General features: G+C 64.4%; 13 protein-coding genes and 1 tRNA gene. 3 read left to right on the top strand and 11 right to left on the bottom strand.

Annotated elements, in window-relative coordinates; translation table 11 throughout:
- Positions 1 to 2: 2 nt before the first annotated feature.
- The 11 genes from queE to def form a co-directional block, all read right to left on the bottom strand.
- On the bottom strand, positions 3 to 635 hold the full coding sequence (queE, locus tag QM685_RS01400) for a 7-carboxy-7-deazaguanine synthase (protein WP_415112056.1): 633 nt from the start codon (positions 633 to 635) through the stop codon (positions 3 to 5).
- Between the two features lie 65 nt (positions 636 to 700).
- Positions 701 to 1,432: a 7-cyano-7-deazaguanine synthase QueC gene (queC, locus tag QM685_RS01395; protein ID WP_415112055.1), complete on the bottom strand. Its 732-nt coding sequence runs from the start codon at positions 1,430 to 1,432 to the stop codon at positions 701 to 703.
- Positions 1,433 to 1,835: 403 nt separating this feature from the next.
- Positions 1,836 to 1,911, bottom strand: a tRNA-Phe gene (locus QM685_RS01390).
- Between the two features lie 94 nt (positions 1,912 to 2,005).
- Positions 2,006 to 2,695 (bottom strand): response regulator transcription factor EsaR, encoded by a 690-nt coding sequence (gene esaR / locus QM685_RS01385; protein ID WP_415112054.1) that lies wholly within the window; start codon positions 2,693 to 2,695, stop codon positions 2,006 to 2,008.
- The gene (locus QM685_RS01380) at positions 2,696 to 5,122 is read right to left on the bottom strand and encodes an ATP-binding protein (protein ID WP_415112053.1); all 2,427 of its coding nucleotides are present in this window, start codon (positions 5,120 to 5,122) and stop codon (positions 2,696 to 2,698) included.
- Positions 5,112 to 5,711 (bottom strand): DUF4390 domain-containing protein, encoded by a 600-nt coding sequence (locus QM685_RS01375; protein ID WP_415112052.1) that lies wholly within the window; start codon positions 5,709 to 5,711, stop codon positions 5,112 to 5,114. The genes QM685_RS01380 and QM685_RS01375 overlap by 11 nt, the downstream gene beginning before the upstream one ends.
- Positions 5,708 to 7,159 carry a 16S rRNA (cytosine(967)-C(5))-methyltransferase RsmB gene (gene rsmB, locus QM685_RS01370; protein ID WP_415112051.1) on the bottom strand — a complete coding sequence of 484 codons (1,452 nt, stop codon included), beginning with the start codon at positions 7,157 to 7,159 and terminating at the stop codon, positions 5,708 to 5,710. Before rsmB ends, QM685_RS01375 begins: the two co-directional genes overlap by 4 nt.
- 198 nt (positions 7,160 to 7,357) lie before the next feature.
- Positions 7,358 to 8,215: a zinc metalloprotease HtpX gene (gene htpX, locus QM685_RS01365; protein ID WP_415112050.1), complete on the bottom strand. Its 858-nt coding sequence runs from the start codon at positions 8,213 to 8,215 to the stop codon at positions 7,358 to 7,360.
- Positions 8,216 to 8,320: 105 nt separating this feature from the next.
- A complete protein-coding gene (locus QM685_RS01360) occupies positions 8,321 to 8,962 on the bottom strand; it encodes a LysE family translocator (protein ID WP_415112049.1) in 642 nt (213 codons plus the stop codon).
- Positions 8,963 to 9,078: 116 nt separating this feature from the next.
- Positions 9,079 to 10,068 carry a methionyl-tRNA formyltransferase gene (gene fmt, locus QM685_RS01355; protein ID WP_415112048.1) on the bottom strand — a complete coding sequence of 330 codons (990 nt, stop codon included), beginning with the start codon at positions 10,066 to 10,068 and terminating at the stop codon, positions 9,079 to 9,081.
- A 30-nt stretch (positions 10,069 to 10,098) separates the two neighbouring features.
- Positions 10,099 to 10,602, bottom strand: a complete 504-nt coding sequence (gene def, locus QM685_RS01350; protein WP_415112047.1) for a peptide deformylase — start codon at positions 10,600 to 10,602, stop codon at positions 10,099 to 10,101.
- A 242-nt stretch (positions 10,603 to 10,844) separates the two neighbouring features.
- Here def and dprA point away from each other — a divergent pair, with 242 nt between their 5' ends.
- The 3 genes from dprA to QM685_RS01335 all read left to right on the top strand — a co-directional run bounded on the left by dprA (position 10,845) and on the right by QM685_RS01335 (position 15,574).
- A complete protein-coding gene (dprA, locus tag QM685_RS01345; RefSeq protein ID WP_415112046.1) occupies positions 10,845 to 12,161 on the top strand; it encodes a DNA-processing protein DprA in 1,317 nt (438 codons plus the stop codon).
- Positions 12,162 to 12,259: 98 nt separating this feature from the next.
- The gene (locus tag QM685_RS01340) at positions 12,260 to 12,637 is read left to right on the top strand and encodes a thioredoxin family protein (protein WP_415112045.1); all 378 of its coding nucleotides are present in this window, start codon (positions 12,260 to 12,262) and stop codon (positions 12,635 to 12,637) included.
- Positions 12,638 to 12,904: 267 nt separating this feature from the next.
- Positions 12,905 to 15,574 carry a DNA topoisomerase III gene (locus QM685_RS01335; RefSeq protein WP_415112044.1) on the top strand — a complete coding sequence of 890 codons (2,670 nt, stop codon included), beginning with the start codon at positions 12,905 to 12,907 and terminating at the stop codon, positions 15,572 to 15,574.
- The last annotated feature ends 41 nt before the right edge of the window (positions 15,575 to 15,615 follow it).

Below are 15,615 nucleotides of genomic sequence, written 5' to 3'. Positions count from 1 at the left end.
AATCAGGGAATGTTCAGATACTTGTGGGTCTGCATCGACAGGCGCCAGCGCGGATGGCGCTTGCACCAGTCGATTGCGAGCCTCGTGTTGAGGTCGCGCGACGGGCCGTCCATCGGCTGGACGAGAAAATACTCGAAGTCGAGCTTTTCGTAGTCGGCGAGGCGCTGGTTGTCCTGCGGAATCACGACCTTCAGTTCGTTGCCCCGGGTCACGACGAGCGGCGCGTCGGCCTTCGGGCTCACGCAGATCCAGTCGATCGTGTCGAGCACCGGCAGCGAGCCGTTGGTTTCGATCGCGATTTCGAAGCCGGCCGCGTGCAGCGCGTCGACGAGCGGCTGATCGATCTGCAACATCGGCTCGCCGCCGGTGCATACGACGAAACGCTCGCCCTCGTCTTGCGGCCACTGCGACGCGATCATCGCGACGAGTTCCTCCGCAGTGCGGTACTTGCCGCCGTTCTCACCGTCCGTGCCGACGAAATCGGTATCGCAGAAGCGGCACACGGCGTCGGCGCGATCCTCTTCGCGACCCGACCACAGATTGCAGCCCGCGAAGCGGCAGAACACGGCCGGACGTCCGGCATTCGCGCCCTCGCCCTGCAACGTGTAGAAGATTTCCTTGACCGCGTAAGTCATGCTGCTTTCTGCCTGTATTCCTGAAATGAGTGATTCGCGAGCCCCGCACTGCCGCCGGATACGTCCTAGACGGGCTCGGTGACCTTTTCGCCGGCGAGGTACGCCTCGTAACCGCGCTTGCGCAAACGGCATGCCGGGCATTCGCCGCAGCCGAAGCCCCATGCGTGCAGTTCCGCGCGTTCGCCGACGTAGCACGTATGCGTCTCGACGCGCACCAGTTCAACGAGTTCGTCACCACCAAGCTCGTGCGCGAGGCGCCACGTGTCGGCCTTGTCGAGCCACATCAGCGGCGTCTCGAGCGCGAAGCGCGTGTCCATGCCGAGATTCAGCGCGACCTGCAGCGCCTTCATCGTATCGTCGCGGCAATCGGGATAGCCCGAGAAATCCGTCTCGCACATACCGCCCACCAACACCTGCAAGCCGCGCCGATACGCAATGGCCGCGGCGATCGTCATGAACATCAGATTGCGGCCCGGCACGAACGTGTTCGGCAAGCCGTTGGCCGAAGCCTCGATCTCGATCTCGCGCGTCATCGCGGTGTCGCTGATCGCACCGAGCAGCGACAGATCGATCAGGTGGTCATCGCCGAGGCGATCGGTCCACGCCGGAAACGCGCGCGTGATGGCCTGACGGAACCCTTCACGGCACTCGAGCTCGACGCGATGCCGCTGACCATAATCGAAGCCGAGCGTTTCGACGATGTCGTAACGATCGAGCGCCCACGCGAGACAGGTGGCGGAATCCTGGCCGCCGGAAAACAGCACGAGCGCGCTACGCTTAGCGTCTTTGCGGATCACCGTGAAACTCCGTGAATGAGAGTGCCACGTCGCGCTCGCGCGAAGTGCGCCATGCAAGCAACGCGGCGCGACGTGTGCCGGCACAGAGCCGGCCAAAGCAGTATAGGTCGCGCGTTGCGCGTGAACGTGGCTGGGCGCTTATACCGCCGATCGTCGGGCGAAGGGTTGGGTGCGGTGGGTACTGCGCGTTGCACGAATCGTGGCACGCTGCGCCGCTGCGAACCGGACGCCACGCTTACGTGCAAGTCCTTGAACTGGCGCGGATTTTATCACGCGACACCCAATGCCGCCCGGCCTCGCCCCCGACTCGCTGCACGGCCCGACCCACGTAGCGAGCCGAAGCAACGACTGCCCGCCAAACGGAAAAGCCCCAGGAATCTTGCGATTTCCTGGGGCTGAATCCTGGTGGCCTGGGGCGGAATCGAACCACCGACACGCGGATTTTCAATCCGCTGCTCTACCAACTGAGCTACCGGGCCAACGAAGAACGAAACTATATCAAAGGGTTTTCGACTCAGCAAGCCCTTTCGCAAAGAAATCCGTCGAGCCGCATTTGTGAGCAACGGATGACGCTTACTCCCCCTTGTTCTTGCCGAGATCGACGCCGAGTTGCTTCAGCTTGCGATAAAGATGCGTGCGCTCGAGACCGGTTTTCTCCGCGACGCGCGTCATGCTGCCGTTCTCCCGCGCGAGGTGATATTCGAAATACGCGCGCTCGAACGCATCGCGTGCATCGCGCAACGGAATGTCGAACGAGATCGATGCCGTTTGCGCGGCAAGCGCGCCGCCGCTCACGCCATCGGCCGACAGCATCGGCAACGCGGCCGCCGACGCCACCGTCGACGCGCTGACCGGCATGGCCGGCTTCGCGGCGACACCACCCGGCACGGCCGCCGCATTGCCGCGCGCGAGACCCTGCTCGACCGCCTTCAGCAGCTTCTGCAACGCGATCGGTTTTTCGAGGAAGTTGAGCGCGCCGATCTTGGTGGCTTCGACCGCGGTATCGATGGTCGCGTGGCCGGACATCATGATGACCGGCATCGTCAACTGACCTTGCGCGGCCCATTCCTTGAGCAGCGTCACGCCGTCGGTGTCGGGCATCCAGATGTCGAGCAGCACCAGGTCCGGCGCCTGGCGCAGACGGAACTCGCGCGCCTCCTGCGCATTTTCAGCGGCCTCCACGACGTGACCCTCGTCGCTCAGGATTTCCGAGAGCAATTCCCGGATGCCCATTTCATCATCTACCACCAGGATGGTTGCCATTTACGCTGCCCTTGTCTGCACTGTTGCTTTTGTCGTTCCCCGCGACGCCCCGCCATGCGCCGGATGCGCGCCTGTACCGGGCGCGTCGGGCGTTGCGGTGTCGTCCGCCAGTTGAAGAAAGAGGATCGAAATCTGCGCACCCTCGATCACGTCGCCGGCTTTCATGCGATTACGAATATCGATGCGCGCGCCATGTTCGTCGACGATCTTCTTGACCATCGCAAGACCCAGGCCCGTACCCTTGGCCTTGGTCGTCACGTAAGGCTCGAACGCGCGCGTGAGGATACGCGCGGGGAAGCCCGGTCCGTTATCCGACACGGTGAGACGTACCGCGACGCGCACTTTGCCCTCCGCGTCGGGGTCTCCGTATTCTACTGTCCTCGTCTCGAGCAAAACACGCGGATGCGCGACCTCGGCGACCGCATCCTGCGCGTTCTGCAGCAGGTTGTGAATCACCTGGCGCAATTGCGTCGCGTCGCCGCGAATCGCGGGGAGCGCCGCGAGTTCCACCTGGATCGCACCCTTGCCTTCCTCGATACCGTACAGCGTCAGCACTTCGCTGACCAGATCGTTGAGCTGCAAATGCGCGAGCACCGCGGGCGGCGTGCGCGCATAGTCGCGGAAATTGTCGACCATCTGCTTCATCGCGGCGACCTGATTGACGATCGTCGTCGCGCCGCGCTTGAGCACATCCGCATCCGACGGCGCGAGCTTGTCGGAGAGCTTCATCTGCAAACGCTCGGCCGACAGTTGAATCGGCGTGAGCGGATTCTTGATCTCGTGCGCGAGACGCCGCGCGACTTCGCCCCACGCAATCGAACGCTGCGCGGAGATCACGTCGGAGATGTCGTCGAACACGATCACGTAGCCCGAGGTCTGCATGTCTTCCGCATCGCGCTCGTTGGCGGCCACGAGGCGCGCGCCGCGCACGAGCAGCGTAAGCGGCTCGGTTTCTCCGGGCACCTGCACCGAGAACTGCTGCTGCCAGTGGCCGTTGTCGTCGTGACCGTCTTCGCTCGCCGCCTCGCGGTCGGCGAATGCCTTGCGCACCATCGCGCCGAATTCGCCGAGCACGCTGATCTGATCGAGCGACGAACCGAGCACGGTCTGGAACGGCTGGCGGAAAATCCGCTCGGCGCCACGATTCGCGGTGGTGAGCCGGAACTGCCGGTCGAACACGAACACGCCCGCGGTCAGATTCGCGAGGATGCTTTCCAGATACGCCTTCGAATGCTCGAGCGCGATGCGGTTCTTCTCGACCGCGGCGCGCGCCTCGGACAACTGCCGCGTCATCGCGTTGAACGACTGCGTGAGGAAGCCGAGCTCGTCGCGCGACTTGATTTCGCGCTTCGGCGTGTAGTCGCCCTCGGTAATTTCCTTCGTACCCTGCGCGAGCAGGAACAGCGGCCGCGCGAGCTGATTGCCGAGCGCGAGCGCGAGCATCATCGCGATGAAGGTCGCGAGAAACAGCGACAGCGTCAGCGTGCCGATGTACATCTTGCGCAAACCGGTGCGGCCGAGCGCCTTCTCCTGATACTCGCGATACGCGCGCTGCACCGAATCGGCGTTGCGCGCGAGCGTCTGCGACACCGGTTGCGTCAGTTGCAGGAAGCGCTCGGTAGGCTGCAACAGCGATGCGTTCGAATCGGGAATGCGCTGCACGACGCGCAGACGCAGCGCGCCCTTGCCGCCGTGCGCATGCGGATCGCCGTCCACCTCGCCTTCGATCGCCGCATAGCCGCGGCCGCGCGCCTGCTCGATCATCAGCGGCGTGGGCAGATCGTTCGGCAACAGCATCGCGTAATTGCCGGAGGCCTGTGCGACCACGTGCATGTCGGGCGTCGCGCCCGACATGCTGCGCGTCGGCTCGACGATCGTCGCATCCTGCACGCCGAACTGGTCGCGCAGACGCAGTAGCGTCAGGGTAGTGCCGGCCGCATCGGAGGTCGCGAGCTGCTCGGACATCAAGCGCGCCTTCGTCTGCAGATCGGACAGCGACGCGTCGAGCATGCCGCGTCCCAGATTCAGCCCCGACGCGAGCGCGGTTTCGACGTTCACGTCGAACCACGATTCGATACTGCGCGACACGAACTGATACGACACGATGTAAATGATGCCGCCCGGCACCACGCCGACGAGCGCCATGAAAAACGCGAGTTTCGCGAGCAGTCTCGTGCCGAATTTGCCTTTGCGTAATCGCACCGCAATGATGATGACGAGTGTCGTCACCACCAGCAGGAAGATCATCGCGACCGCGACGTTGGCCGCGTACAGCCACTGGTAATAGCGGTCGAAGAATTCGGTGTTCGCGCTCGCGGCGGCCAGCAGCACGAGCAGCAGCACGGCCGTCACGGCGACCGTGGACACCAGCACGCGCACGACGATGCTGCTGACGCTGGTGGGGGATGAGCGCACTTTATTTAGCACGTTCGGTCGCCGTGAAGGTAAAACGCTTCCAGTCGGAGGCGAGGTTCCAGTCGCGGTTGTTCACCGCGTCGATCTGGAACGGCTTGGGCATCAGCCCGATATCGAGCTGCATGCGCACCGACGCGGTATAGGTTTCGTCGGCGCGTACCTGATTGCGGTCGATCACGTGCCACGACGTGATGTGCTTGATCACCGCGAGCGCGTCCTTGAGCGTCGAAAAACCGAGCTGCAAACCGCCCGACGACACGCTCGACACGCGATACTCGCGCGTGAGCGGCTGGAACGACAGGCGCAGGCTCTGCGACACGCTGACCGGCTGCTCGTCGAACCAGTACCAGCGCGGCCGGCTCAGTTCGAAGTCTGTCGTGAAGTAAAGCGGAATGCCTTTATTGACCGCGTCTTCGAGATTGCTGTTCAGCTCGAACTCGAAATGCGCGTCGAGACTCCAGCCGCTGTTATCGGCTTGCAGCGACGCCCGCTGTACCGCGATCGAATCAGCGTGCGCCACGCCCGGCGCTGCAAGCCAGACGGCCAGCGCGATCCAGAGCACGGCAGCGAGCCGAAGCGGGAAGAAGCGTTTGATGGTCACCGTTTCTGAAAGCGCGCGTAGAAAAATCCGTCGTGGTCTGAGTTCGCGCCGGCGTTCTCTTCGCTGTGTGGAGCGGGTTGTCCGGCAGGAGAACCGGCCGATGAGTCGGCGGGCGCGCGGGCAACCGCGGGTAACAGTTGCCCCGGCGCGTCCAATCGTACCGCATCCTGATACTTGTTTCCAAACCACTGTGCCTGCAACTCGCCTTCTTCAGGGAATATCGAGCACGTAACGTAAAGCAACTCGCCGCCTGGTTTCACGAGCGGCCACAGCGCGCCGAGAATGCGGCGCTGCTCGGCGACCAGCGCGGCAATGTCGGATGCACGGCGCAGCCAGCGGATATCCGGATGACGCCGCACGATGCCCGACGCCGAGCACGGCACATCGGCGAGAATGCGGTCGAACGGCTGGTCGAGATCGTCGTGCCATTGCGCGGGCGCGCCCGCGTCGCCGATGCGCACTTCCGCTTCGAGTTTCAGACGCCGCAGGTTTTCGCCGATGCGGCGCGCGCGCGATGTGTCGCTTTCGAGCGCGACGAGCTGGATATTGGCGAGCTCGAGCAGATGACCGGTCTTGCCACCGGGCGCCGCGCAGGCATCGAGCACGCGCATGCCGTCGCGCGCACCGAGCAGTTGCGCGGCGAGCTGCGCGCCCGCGTCCTGCACGGACACGACGCCTTCGTCGAAACCGGGAATGCGCTCGACCGGCATCGGCGCGGCGAGCGTAACCGCATGCTCGCCTGTTTTGCTCGCCGCAATCTGATGACGTTGTTGCAGCACTTGCAGGTAGGCGTCGACCGTCGACTGGCGCGCGTTCACGCGCAGCGTGAGCGGACCTTGCGCATTGCCGGCGGACAGCACGGCCCGCCATGCGTCGGGCCATGCGCGTTTCACCGCGTCGATCCACCAGGCCGGGTAGTTCCAGCGCGCGACTTCGTCGGTTTGCGCGGCGGCGAGCAGCGTTTCGCGCTCGCGCAGGAAGTTACGCAGCACCGCGTTCACGAGCCCCTTCGCGAACGCAAATTCGCGCCGCGCACCGATCGCGTTGACCGCCTGGTCGACCACCGTAAACGGCGTATAGGCGGCGCTCGCTTCGTCGTCGACGAGCAGCGCGAGCGCGCACTCGAGCACATGGGCAACATGCGGCGGCGGCGCCTTCTTCACGAGCTCCGCAATCAGCCACTCGGCTGTCGCGAGCCGCCGCATCGTACGGTACGCGATGTCCTGCACCGCGCCGCGCGCCGCCGCGATATTGCCCTCGGGCACGGACACGAAAACGCTTTGCAGCGCCGCGGGCAACGCCGCGCCGAGACGCACGGCGCCGACGGCCTGAGCGGCGCAGTCGAGCGCAAAGCCGAGCGATTCGGGCAACAGATGCAGCGTCGACAAACGGGATTCGCGCGAACGCACCGGCGAAGAAGCAGAACGCGAAGAAGGCTTTGAGGTCATGAAGAGAGCCAAGGCAAGCCGCACGGAACGCGCGGCGCAAACAGCACACATTGTAGCGTGGCGCTGGATGGGGGCTGCCGCGGGTGGCTGAGCGCGCCCGCGCTATCGCGCGGCGGCAACGGAAGGCGCGAAAAAAAGCGGGCCTCGCAGGCTCGCTTTTTCAGTATTCCGCGCTTACCGCGCGGGCGACCCGGCAACTCAGTCGAAGCGCCCCGTGCGCGCCATTTCCATCAGGCGCGCGATACGTTCCTCGGTCGCCGGGTGCGTCGAGAACAGATTCGCGATGCCGCCGCCCGATAGCGGATTCATGATCATCATCTGCGCGGTGGCCGGATGCGCCTCGGCAGTCGGGAACGGAATACCGCTCGCATAGCGATGAATCTTGTCGAGCGCCGAAGCAAGCGCCTGCGGATCGCCGGAAATCTGCGCGCCGCCACGATCGGCTTCGAATTCGCGCGCACGCGAAATCGCCATCTGGATCAGCGCGCCGGCAATCGGCGCGAGCAGCGCAACCGCGATGCTCGCGATCGGGTTCGCGGGACGGCCGTTTTCATCGCGGCCGCCGAAAAACATCGCGAAGTTCGCCAACGCCGAAATCGCGCCGGCCATCGTCGCCGAAATCGTGGAGATCAGAATGTCGCGATGCTTCACATGCGCGAGTTCGTGCGCCATCACGCCGCGCATTTCGCGCTCGGACAGCACCCGCAGGATGCCGGTAGTCGCCGCGACTGCCGCGTGCTCCGGATTGCGGCCGGTCGCGAACGCATTCGGCGCGTCTTCGTTGATCAGGTACACGCGCGGCATCGGCAGGTTCGCGCGCGTGGCGAGCTCGCGCACCATGCGATAGAACTGCGGCGCACTGTTTTCGTCGACTTCCTGCGCGTTGTACATGCGCAGCACCATCTTGTCGGAAAACCAGTATGAGAAGAAATTCATCCCGAGGGCGATGATGAGCGCGATCATCATGCCGCGCGAGCCGCCGATCATTCCGCCGATCACGATGAAAAGGGCCGTGATCGCGGCCATCAACATCGCGGTTTTAACCCAATTAAACATGTCTGCAACTCCTTGCCCCAAGCGTGGGCTTCGTCTCCGCGCCACGCGATCGCGGCGCCGGATTGTAAGCGAAATGTTAGATAAGGGCAGTCGAAGAAAATTCAATCATCGTGACGTGGTGGCGAGTTTGATCCCCAGGCCGACGAATGCGCCGCCGACACCGCGATCGAGCCACCGCTTCACCGTGGGCTTGCCCGAGAAGCGCTGCGTCACGCTGCCCGCGATCCACGCGACAAAGCTGTTCCAGATCATGCTCATCACGACGAACACCGCGCCGAGCGTGAGGAACGCGAACGTCTTGTGATCGCTGCCCGTCGCGACGAATTGCGGGAAGAACGACACGAAGAACAGCACCACTTTCGGGTTCAGCACGTTGGTCCAGAAACCTTGCAGGAAAAGCTGGCGCAGCGACTTCGGCGTGGACGGCGCGCGCGCTTCCCCCGTGGGTGCATCCGGCACCGGCTTCGCGAAAATGAGGCGCACCCCAAGATAAACGAGATAAATGGCGCCGATGAACTTGACGACGGTGAACGCCGTAGCCGACGCCGCGAGCAGCGCGGTCAGGCCGAACGCGCAGGCAAGCGAGTGAATGCAGCAGCCAGCCGAAATGCCGAGAGCCGACATCAGTCCCGCGCCGCGGCCCTGCGCGACGCTGCGCCCGACGATGTAAGCCGTATCCGGCCCCGGCGTGATATTCAGCAGAAAAACCGCGACGATGAAAAACTCGAAATGGACGATGCCGAACATGTGATGAACCCTCGAAACTTTGGCTGTTGCATAGAGGATTCTAACGCGCGGCAGGCTCGCGGCGGGGGCCGTGAACATCGGCCGGATGGACGATGTTCAGGCCATGCGCGACGCGGTTATTCTGCTTCGGGAAGCCGAAAGCGCTGTCCCGCGGTGAGCGTCGAACCGGCGAGGAATTCGCGCACCGGCAGGCGCTTGCCGCCGGGTTTCTGCAATTGCGTCAGACGCAGCGCGCCTTCGCCGCACGCCACGACCACGCCTTCGGGCGAAACGTCGGTAATGGTGCCGGGCGCCTTCTGACTGTCGGAAACCGGCGCGGCAACGGCGCCCCAGATCTTCACGACGCAGCCGTCTTCGAGCGTGCCGGCACCGCCGGGGAATGGATCGAACGCGCGCACCTGGCGCGCGAGCGCCTCGGCCGGCCGGCGCCAGTCGAGCGCCGCTTCGTGCTTGGCGATTTTCTCCGCGTAGGTCACGCCGTCCGCCGGCTGCGGCGTCGACGCGAGTCTGCCGCCCCGCTCGAGTTCGATCAGTGCGTCGACGATCAACTGCGCACCGTCCTCGGCGAGGCGGTCGTGCAGCGTGGCGGTGGTGTCGGCGACTGCAATGGACGTGCGCACTTCGGAGATCATCGCGCCGGTATCGAGGCCGGCATCCATCTGCATCAGCGTGATGCCGGTTTGCGCGTCGCCGGCCTCGATCGCGCGATGAATCGGCGCCGCGCCGCGCCAGCGCGGCAGCAGCGACGCGTGAATGTTGATACAGCCGAAGCGCGGAATATCGAGCACCTCCTGCGGCAGGATCAGCCCGTACGCGGCGACCACCATCACGTCATGCGGCGTGGCGCGCAACTGGTCGATCGCGGCGGCGGCTTCCTCCGGATACTTGCCGGCGCGGCGCAGCGACGTCGGCTGCGCAACCGCCAGCCCGTGCTCCTGCGCATAGCGCTTGACCGGGCTCGCCTGCAGTTTCATGCCGCGTCCGGCGGGGCGGTCCGGCTGGGTCAGCACGAGCGGCACCGGAAAACCGGCGCGATGGATCGCAGCCAGCGCGGCCGCGGCGAATTCCGGCGTCCCGGCGAAGATGACGCGCAACGAATGGCTCATGAATGATCGGTAGCGAGATAAGCGCGCGCGTTACATCGCATGCGCGAGCTTCTTCATCTTGCTCTTGATGCGCGTCTGCTTGAGCGGCGACAGGTATTCGACGAACACGCGGCCCATCAGGTGATCCATTTCGTGCTGGATGCACACGGCGAGCAGCCCTTCGCAATCGATCTCGAAGGCTTCGCCCTTCCCGTTCAGCGCGCGCACGCGCACTTTCTCCGCGCGCTCGACGTTGTCGTAGATGCCCGGCACCGACAGGCAACCCTCTTCCGAGAACTTTTTCTCATCGCTCGACCAGACGATTTCCGGGTTGATGAACACGAGCAGTTCGTCGTGAGTCTCCGAGACGTCGATCACGATCACTCGCTCGTGCACGTCCACCTGGGTGGCGGCGAGACCGACGCCGGGTGCGGCATACATGGTTTCGGCCATGTCCGCGACAAGACGGCGGATGCGGTCGTTGACCTCCGCGACCGGCTTCGCGATCTTGTGCAGCCGCTTGTCGGGGTAATTGAGGATGTTCAGTAAAGCCATGATTTCGAGTGTGAATTCAGACGCCGCTAACCGTTGGGAGGCTCGCGTTGGCCGTTCGGCCAGGTTGTGAGCCCGTCGTAATACGCCGAGGATAGATGGTATCGAACCGGTTCGATTCAACGCGCCCCGTGCGCCAGACGATGAGCCCGCGCGGGTGGACGCGGCGCTGTCGTTATTTCGGATGATGAAAATTTTAGCATGGCGCCTGCCTGCCCGCAGGCCCTGCAGGAGGAGCGTCCCGCATGCACACCTTGCCCGCAACCCGGATGGAACTGGCCGCCTGGCTGCGGCTGTCGCTCGCACCGGGGCTGAAACCGGTGGCGTTGCGCCTGATGCTGGGCGCGTTCGGGCTGCCGGAAGCGATTTTCTCGCAGTCGCAGGAAGCGCTCGCCGAGGTCGCCGGCGAGGCCGCGGCGCGCGCCGCGCTGGCGCCGCCCGGTCCGCAGTTCGAGGGCCAGCTCGACGCGGCGCTCACGTGGCGCGAGTCGCCAGGCAACCAGATCGTGACGCTCGACGACCCTGCCTATCCGCCCGCGCTGCTGACGATGCCCGATCCGCCGCCGCTGCTATATATAAAGGGCCGGCTCGATCTGCTGCATGCGAGAGCGGTCGCGCTGGTGGGCAGCCGCAACGCGACGCCGCAAGGTATCGAGGACGCGCAGCGGTTTGCGCGCGAACTGTCGGCGGCGGGCGTGACCATCGTTTCCGGACTCGCGCTCGGTATCGACGGCGCCGCGCACCGGGGCGGCCTTCAGGGCAGCGGCGGAACGATCGCGGTGATCGGTACCGGCGCGGATCTCGTCTATCCGTCCGCGCATCATGCGCTCGCGCGGCAGATCGCGGCTCAGGGCGCGATTCTTTCGGAATGGCCGCTCGGCACGCCGGCGCGCGCCGCCAACTTTCCGCAGCGCAATCGTCTGATCGCCGGACTGGTGAGCGGCGTCGTGATCATCGAGGCGGCGATGCGCTCCGGCTCGCTGATCACCGCCCGGCTCGCCAACGAGATGGGACGCGATGTGTTCGCTTTGCCCGGCTCGATTCACGCGCCGCTGTCGCGTGGCTGTCATCGGATGATCAAGCAGGGCGCGCGGCTGGTGGAGACGCCTGACGAGGTGCTGGAGGAGTTGGGTTTTGCTGGCCGTCCAGCGGCGCGTGCCGAACGGATAGCGAAGCGGACCGTTCCGGCTGGAGATGCCGGCTCCGTAGGTGAGCGCCCACTCACATCAAGACCAATGCGCGGGGCGGTGGTGCAAGCGACGGCGGCCGAAGCAATCCCGTCCGCCCAGGAATCCGCGGCCGCAACCCTGCGCCGCACTGCATCGGCCACCGCAGCCTTCGCGGAGCCGCCCCGCTCCGGCCAGTCCCCGAAACCGCCGCTCAGCCCCGAAGCCGAGCGCCTGCTCGTCGCGCTCGGCCATTCACCGACCACGCTTGAAATTCTTGCCACCCGCACCGAGATGGAGGACGCCGCGTTGCACGCCATCCTGCTGCAACTCGAACTCGCCGGCGAAGTTACTTTGCTGCCCGGCGGCCGCTTCATGCGGGCCCATCATGGCTGAGCCGCGGCTGATCTGCGTCAATGGGCACGCGCTACCCTTCGCGACCGGCCATGCTACATTCGCGCCAAAGCACCTGATCAAGTACAAGGAAATCATCCATGCCCGCGCTAAACCTCGACACCGACCAGGACCGGATCGCCGAGCGCGTCAACGAGCCCGGTACGCTGTTCGTTGCCTGCCTGTGCGCGGAGTGGTGCGGTACGTGCCGCGAATACCGGAATGCTTTCAACCAGCTTTCCGAGCGGCACCCCGACGTCTGTTTCGCGTGGATCGACATCGAAACTCATGCGGATCGCTTCGACGATCTGGACGTCGAGAATTTCCCGACCATCCTGATCGAAGACTCGGTCACGACACGATTTTTCGGTACGGTTTTGCCACAAGTGTCGATCGTGGAGCGCATGTTGTCGGACCTGACGGCGCTGCCTGGCGTGAGCGGCGCGCCCAAGCTGCGGCCCGCGTTGACGGTCGCCTGACGGCTGGTGGCGTGCGCCTTGCGGCGCGGCGCGGGGTGGACGACACAGCGGCCAACGCCGCAACCGGCACGCCGCGTTTGCCTCAGCTTGATCAACCGCGAGGCGCGCAATTATGATGGCGCGCTTTTATGGCACTTGACACGCCGGGTCCGCGCCATGTGCTATAAAGCGGTCGTTAATGGGTCGAAAAGGTCTCAAACGAGTATCGCGCGCCAGGCTGGCGCGTTCCAGACCACCAACCCGGATCTACCAACCTCACATCGAGTCATGTCCAAAGCACTGATCATCGCCGAAAAGCCTTCTGTCGCGAACGACATCGCGCGCGCTTTGGGCGGCTTTACCAAGCATGACGAATACTACGAAAGCGACGACTACGTCCTTTCCTCGGCAGTGGGCCACCTGCTGGAAATCGCCGCGCCCGACGAATACGAAGTCAAGCGCGGCAAGTGGAGCTTTGCCAATCTGCCCGTCATTCCTCCGCATTTCGATCTGAATCCGATCGCCAAAAGCGAGTCGCGCCTGAAGGTGCTGACCAGGCTGATGAAGCGCAAGGACATCGACCGTCTTATCAACGCATGCGACGCGGGGCGCGAAGGCGAGCTGATTTTCCGCCTGATCGCGCAGCACGCGAAAGCCAAGCAGCCGGTGCAACGGCTATGGTTGCAGTCGATGACGGCCGGCTCAATCCGCGAGGGTTTCGCGCGTCTGCGCAGCGACGAAGAGATGCAGCCGCTCGCCGACGCGGCGCGCTGCCGCTCGGAGGCCGACTGGCTCGTCGGCATCAACGGCACGCGCGCGATGACCGCGTTCAACAGCAAGGGGGGCGGCTTTTTCCTGACCACGGTCGGACGCGTGCAGACGCCGACGCTGTCGATCGTCGTCGAGCGTGAGGAAAAGATTCGCCGCTTCGTGCCGCGCGACTACTGGGAAGTGAAGGCGGAATTCGTCTGCGCGGGTGGTTTCTACGAAGGCCGCTGGTTCGATCCGAAATTCAGGCGCGACGAGTTCGACCCGGAAAAGCGCGACTCGCGCCTGTGGTCGCTGCCCGCGGCCGAGACGATCGTCGCGGCCTGCCGCGGCCAGTTGGGCACCGTGACCGAGGAGTCGAAGCCGTCGACGCAGCTATCGCCGGCCCTCTTCGATCTGACCAGCCTGCAGCGCGAAGCCAACGGCCGCTTCGGCTTCTCGGCGAAGAACACGCTGGGCCTGGCTCAAGCGCTGTACGAAAAGCACAAAGTGCTGACCTATCCGCGAACCGACGCGCGCGCGCTGCCGGAAGACTATATGGACACGGTCAGGCAGACGCTCGGCATGCTCAAGGAGAGCAACAACTACCTGCCGTTCGCGAAGCAGGTGCTCGACAAGGGCTGGGTGAAGCCGAACAAGCGCATCTTCGACAATTCGAAGATCAGCGACCACTTCGCGATCATCCCGACGCTGCAGGCGCCGAAGAACCTGTCCGAGCCGGAACAGAAGCTTTATGACCTCGTCGTGAAGCGCTTCCTCGCGGTGTTCTTCCCGGCCGCCGAATATCGCGTGACGACGCGTATCACCGAAGTGGTTGGCCATCACTTCAAGACCGAAGGCAAGGTGCTGGTCGAACCGGGCTGGCTGCAGGTCTACGGCCGCGAAATCAGCGGTGACGACGCGAACCTCGTGCCGGTACAGAAGGACGAGAAGGTCAAGACCGACAAGATCGCCGCGCAGCAACTGGTGACGAAGCCGCCCGCTCGCTACAACGAAGCGACGCTGCTGTCGGCGATGGAAAGCGCGGGCAAGCTCGTCGAGGACGACGAGTTGCGCGAAGCGATGGCGGCCAAGGGCCTCGGTACGCCGGCGACGCGTGCCGCAATCATCGAAGGGCTGCTTACCGAGAAGTATCTGATCCGCGAAGGCCGCGACCTGATTCCAACCGCCAAGGCCTTCCAGTTGATGACGCTGCTGCGCGGCCTCGGCGTGAAGGAGCTGACCGCGCCGGAGTTGACCGGCGAGTGGGAATACAAGCTCTCGCAGATGGAACGGGGCAATCTGCCGCGCGACGCGTTCATGCAGGAAATCGCGCGCATGACGCAAACCATCGTCAAACGCGCGAAGGAATACGATTCCGACACGATTCCGGGCGATTACGCGACGTTGGAAACACCTTGCCCGAATTGCGGCGGTCAGGTGAAGGAGAACTACCGGCGCTTCGCGTGCTCGAAGTGCGAGTTTTCGATCTCGAAGATTCCGGGCGGACGCCAGTTCGAAATCGCGGAAGTCGAAGAGTTACTGCAAAACAAGACGATCGGGCCGCTGTCGGGTTTCCGCAGCAAGATGGGCCGGCCGTTCTCGGCAATCCTGAAGCTGTCGTTCGACGACGAGATCAAGAACTACAAGCTCGAATTCGACTTCGGCCAGGATGCGGCCGGCGAAGACGGCGAACCGCCCGACTTCTCCGATCAGCAGCCGGTCGGCGCATGTCCGAAGTGCAACGGTCGCGTGTTCGAGCACGGCATGAGCTACGTCTGCGAGAACTCGGTTGCCAGCCCGAAGAGCTGCGACTTCCGCTCCGGCAAGGTGATCCTGCAGCAGGAAATCGCCCGCGAGCAGATGGCCAAGCTGCTCGAGGAAGGCCGCACCGATCTGCTGACGAACTTCAAGTCGTCGCGTACCGGCCGTAACTTCAAGGCGTTCCTCGTCAAGCAGAACGACGGCAAGATCGGCTTCGAATTCGAAAAGAAGGAGCCGGCGGCGGCGAAAACCGCGGCGGCCAGGGCATCGGCGGCCCGCTCGGCGACGAAGGCAATGTCGGAAGCGGACGAAGGCGATACCGCGGTGGCTGTGAAAGCCGAGCCGGCGGAGAAGAAGGTGGCGGCAAAGAAGGCGCCCGCCACCAGGACCGCGGCGGCCAGGAAGGCGCCGGCGAAGAAAACCACGGCACGTAAAACCGGCTCGTAAGGCGTTTTTTCGAACCGGCGGCTAGTGGCGTTAGCTCACCA

Origin of the sequence: Paraburkholderia sp. (assembly GCF_047605525.1) — a bacterium.
In the GTDB taxonomy this organism is placed as follows: domain Bacteria; phylum Pseudomonadota; class Gammaproteobacteria; order Burkholderiales; family Burkholderiaceae; genus Paraburkholderia.
Note: the sequence above shows the minus strand (reverse complement) of the source record. Positions and strands in the feature narration are given on the sequence as shown.

Excerpts from the sequence above, each read along its gene's own strand:
- fmt (WP_415112048.1), bottom strand. The coding sequence starts at position 10,068 with ATGAGCCATTCGTTGCGCGTCATCTTCGCCGGGACGCCGGAATTCGCC.
- QM685_RS01360 (WP_415112049.1), bottom strand. The coding sequence starts at position 8,962 with ATGTTCGGCATCGTCCATTTCGAGTTTTTCATCGTCGCGGTTTTTCTG.
- def (WP_415112047.1), bottom strand. The coding sequence starts at position 10,602 with ATGGCTTTACTGAACATCCTCAATTACCCCGACAAGCGGCTGCACAAG.
- QM685_RS01335 (WP_415112044.1), top strand. The coding sequence starts at position 12,905 with ATGTCCAAAGCACTGATCATCGCCGAAAAGCCTTCTGTCGCGAACGAC.
- esaR (WP_415112054.1), bottom strand. The coding sequence starts at position 2,695 with ATGGCAACCATCCTGGTGGTAGATGATGAAATGGGCATCCGGGAATTG.
- queE (WP_415112056.1), bottom strand. The coding sequence starts at position 635 with ATGACTTACGCGGTCAAGGAAATCTTCTACACGTTGCAGGGCGAGGGC.
- htpX (WP_415112050.1), bottom strand. The coding sequence starts at position 8,215 with ATGTTTAATTGGGTTAAAACCGCGATGTTGATGGCCGCGATCACGGCC.
- dprA (WP_415112046.1), top strand. The coding sequence starts at position 10,845 with ATGCACACCTTGCCCGCAACCCGGATGGAACTGGCCGCCTGGCTGCGG.
- QM685_RS01340 (WP_415112045.1), top strand. The coding sequence starts at position 12,260 with ATGCCCGCGCTAAACCTCGACACCGACCAGGACCGGATCGCCGAGCGC.
- rsmB (WP_415112051.1), bottom strand. The coding sequence starts at position 7,159 with ATGACCTCAAAGCCTTCTTCGCGTTCTGCTTCTTCGCCGGTGCGTTCG.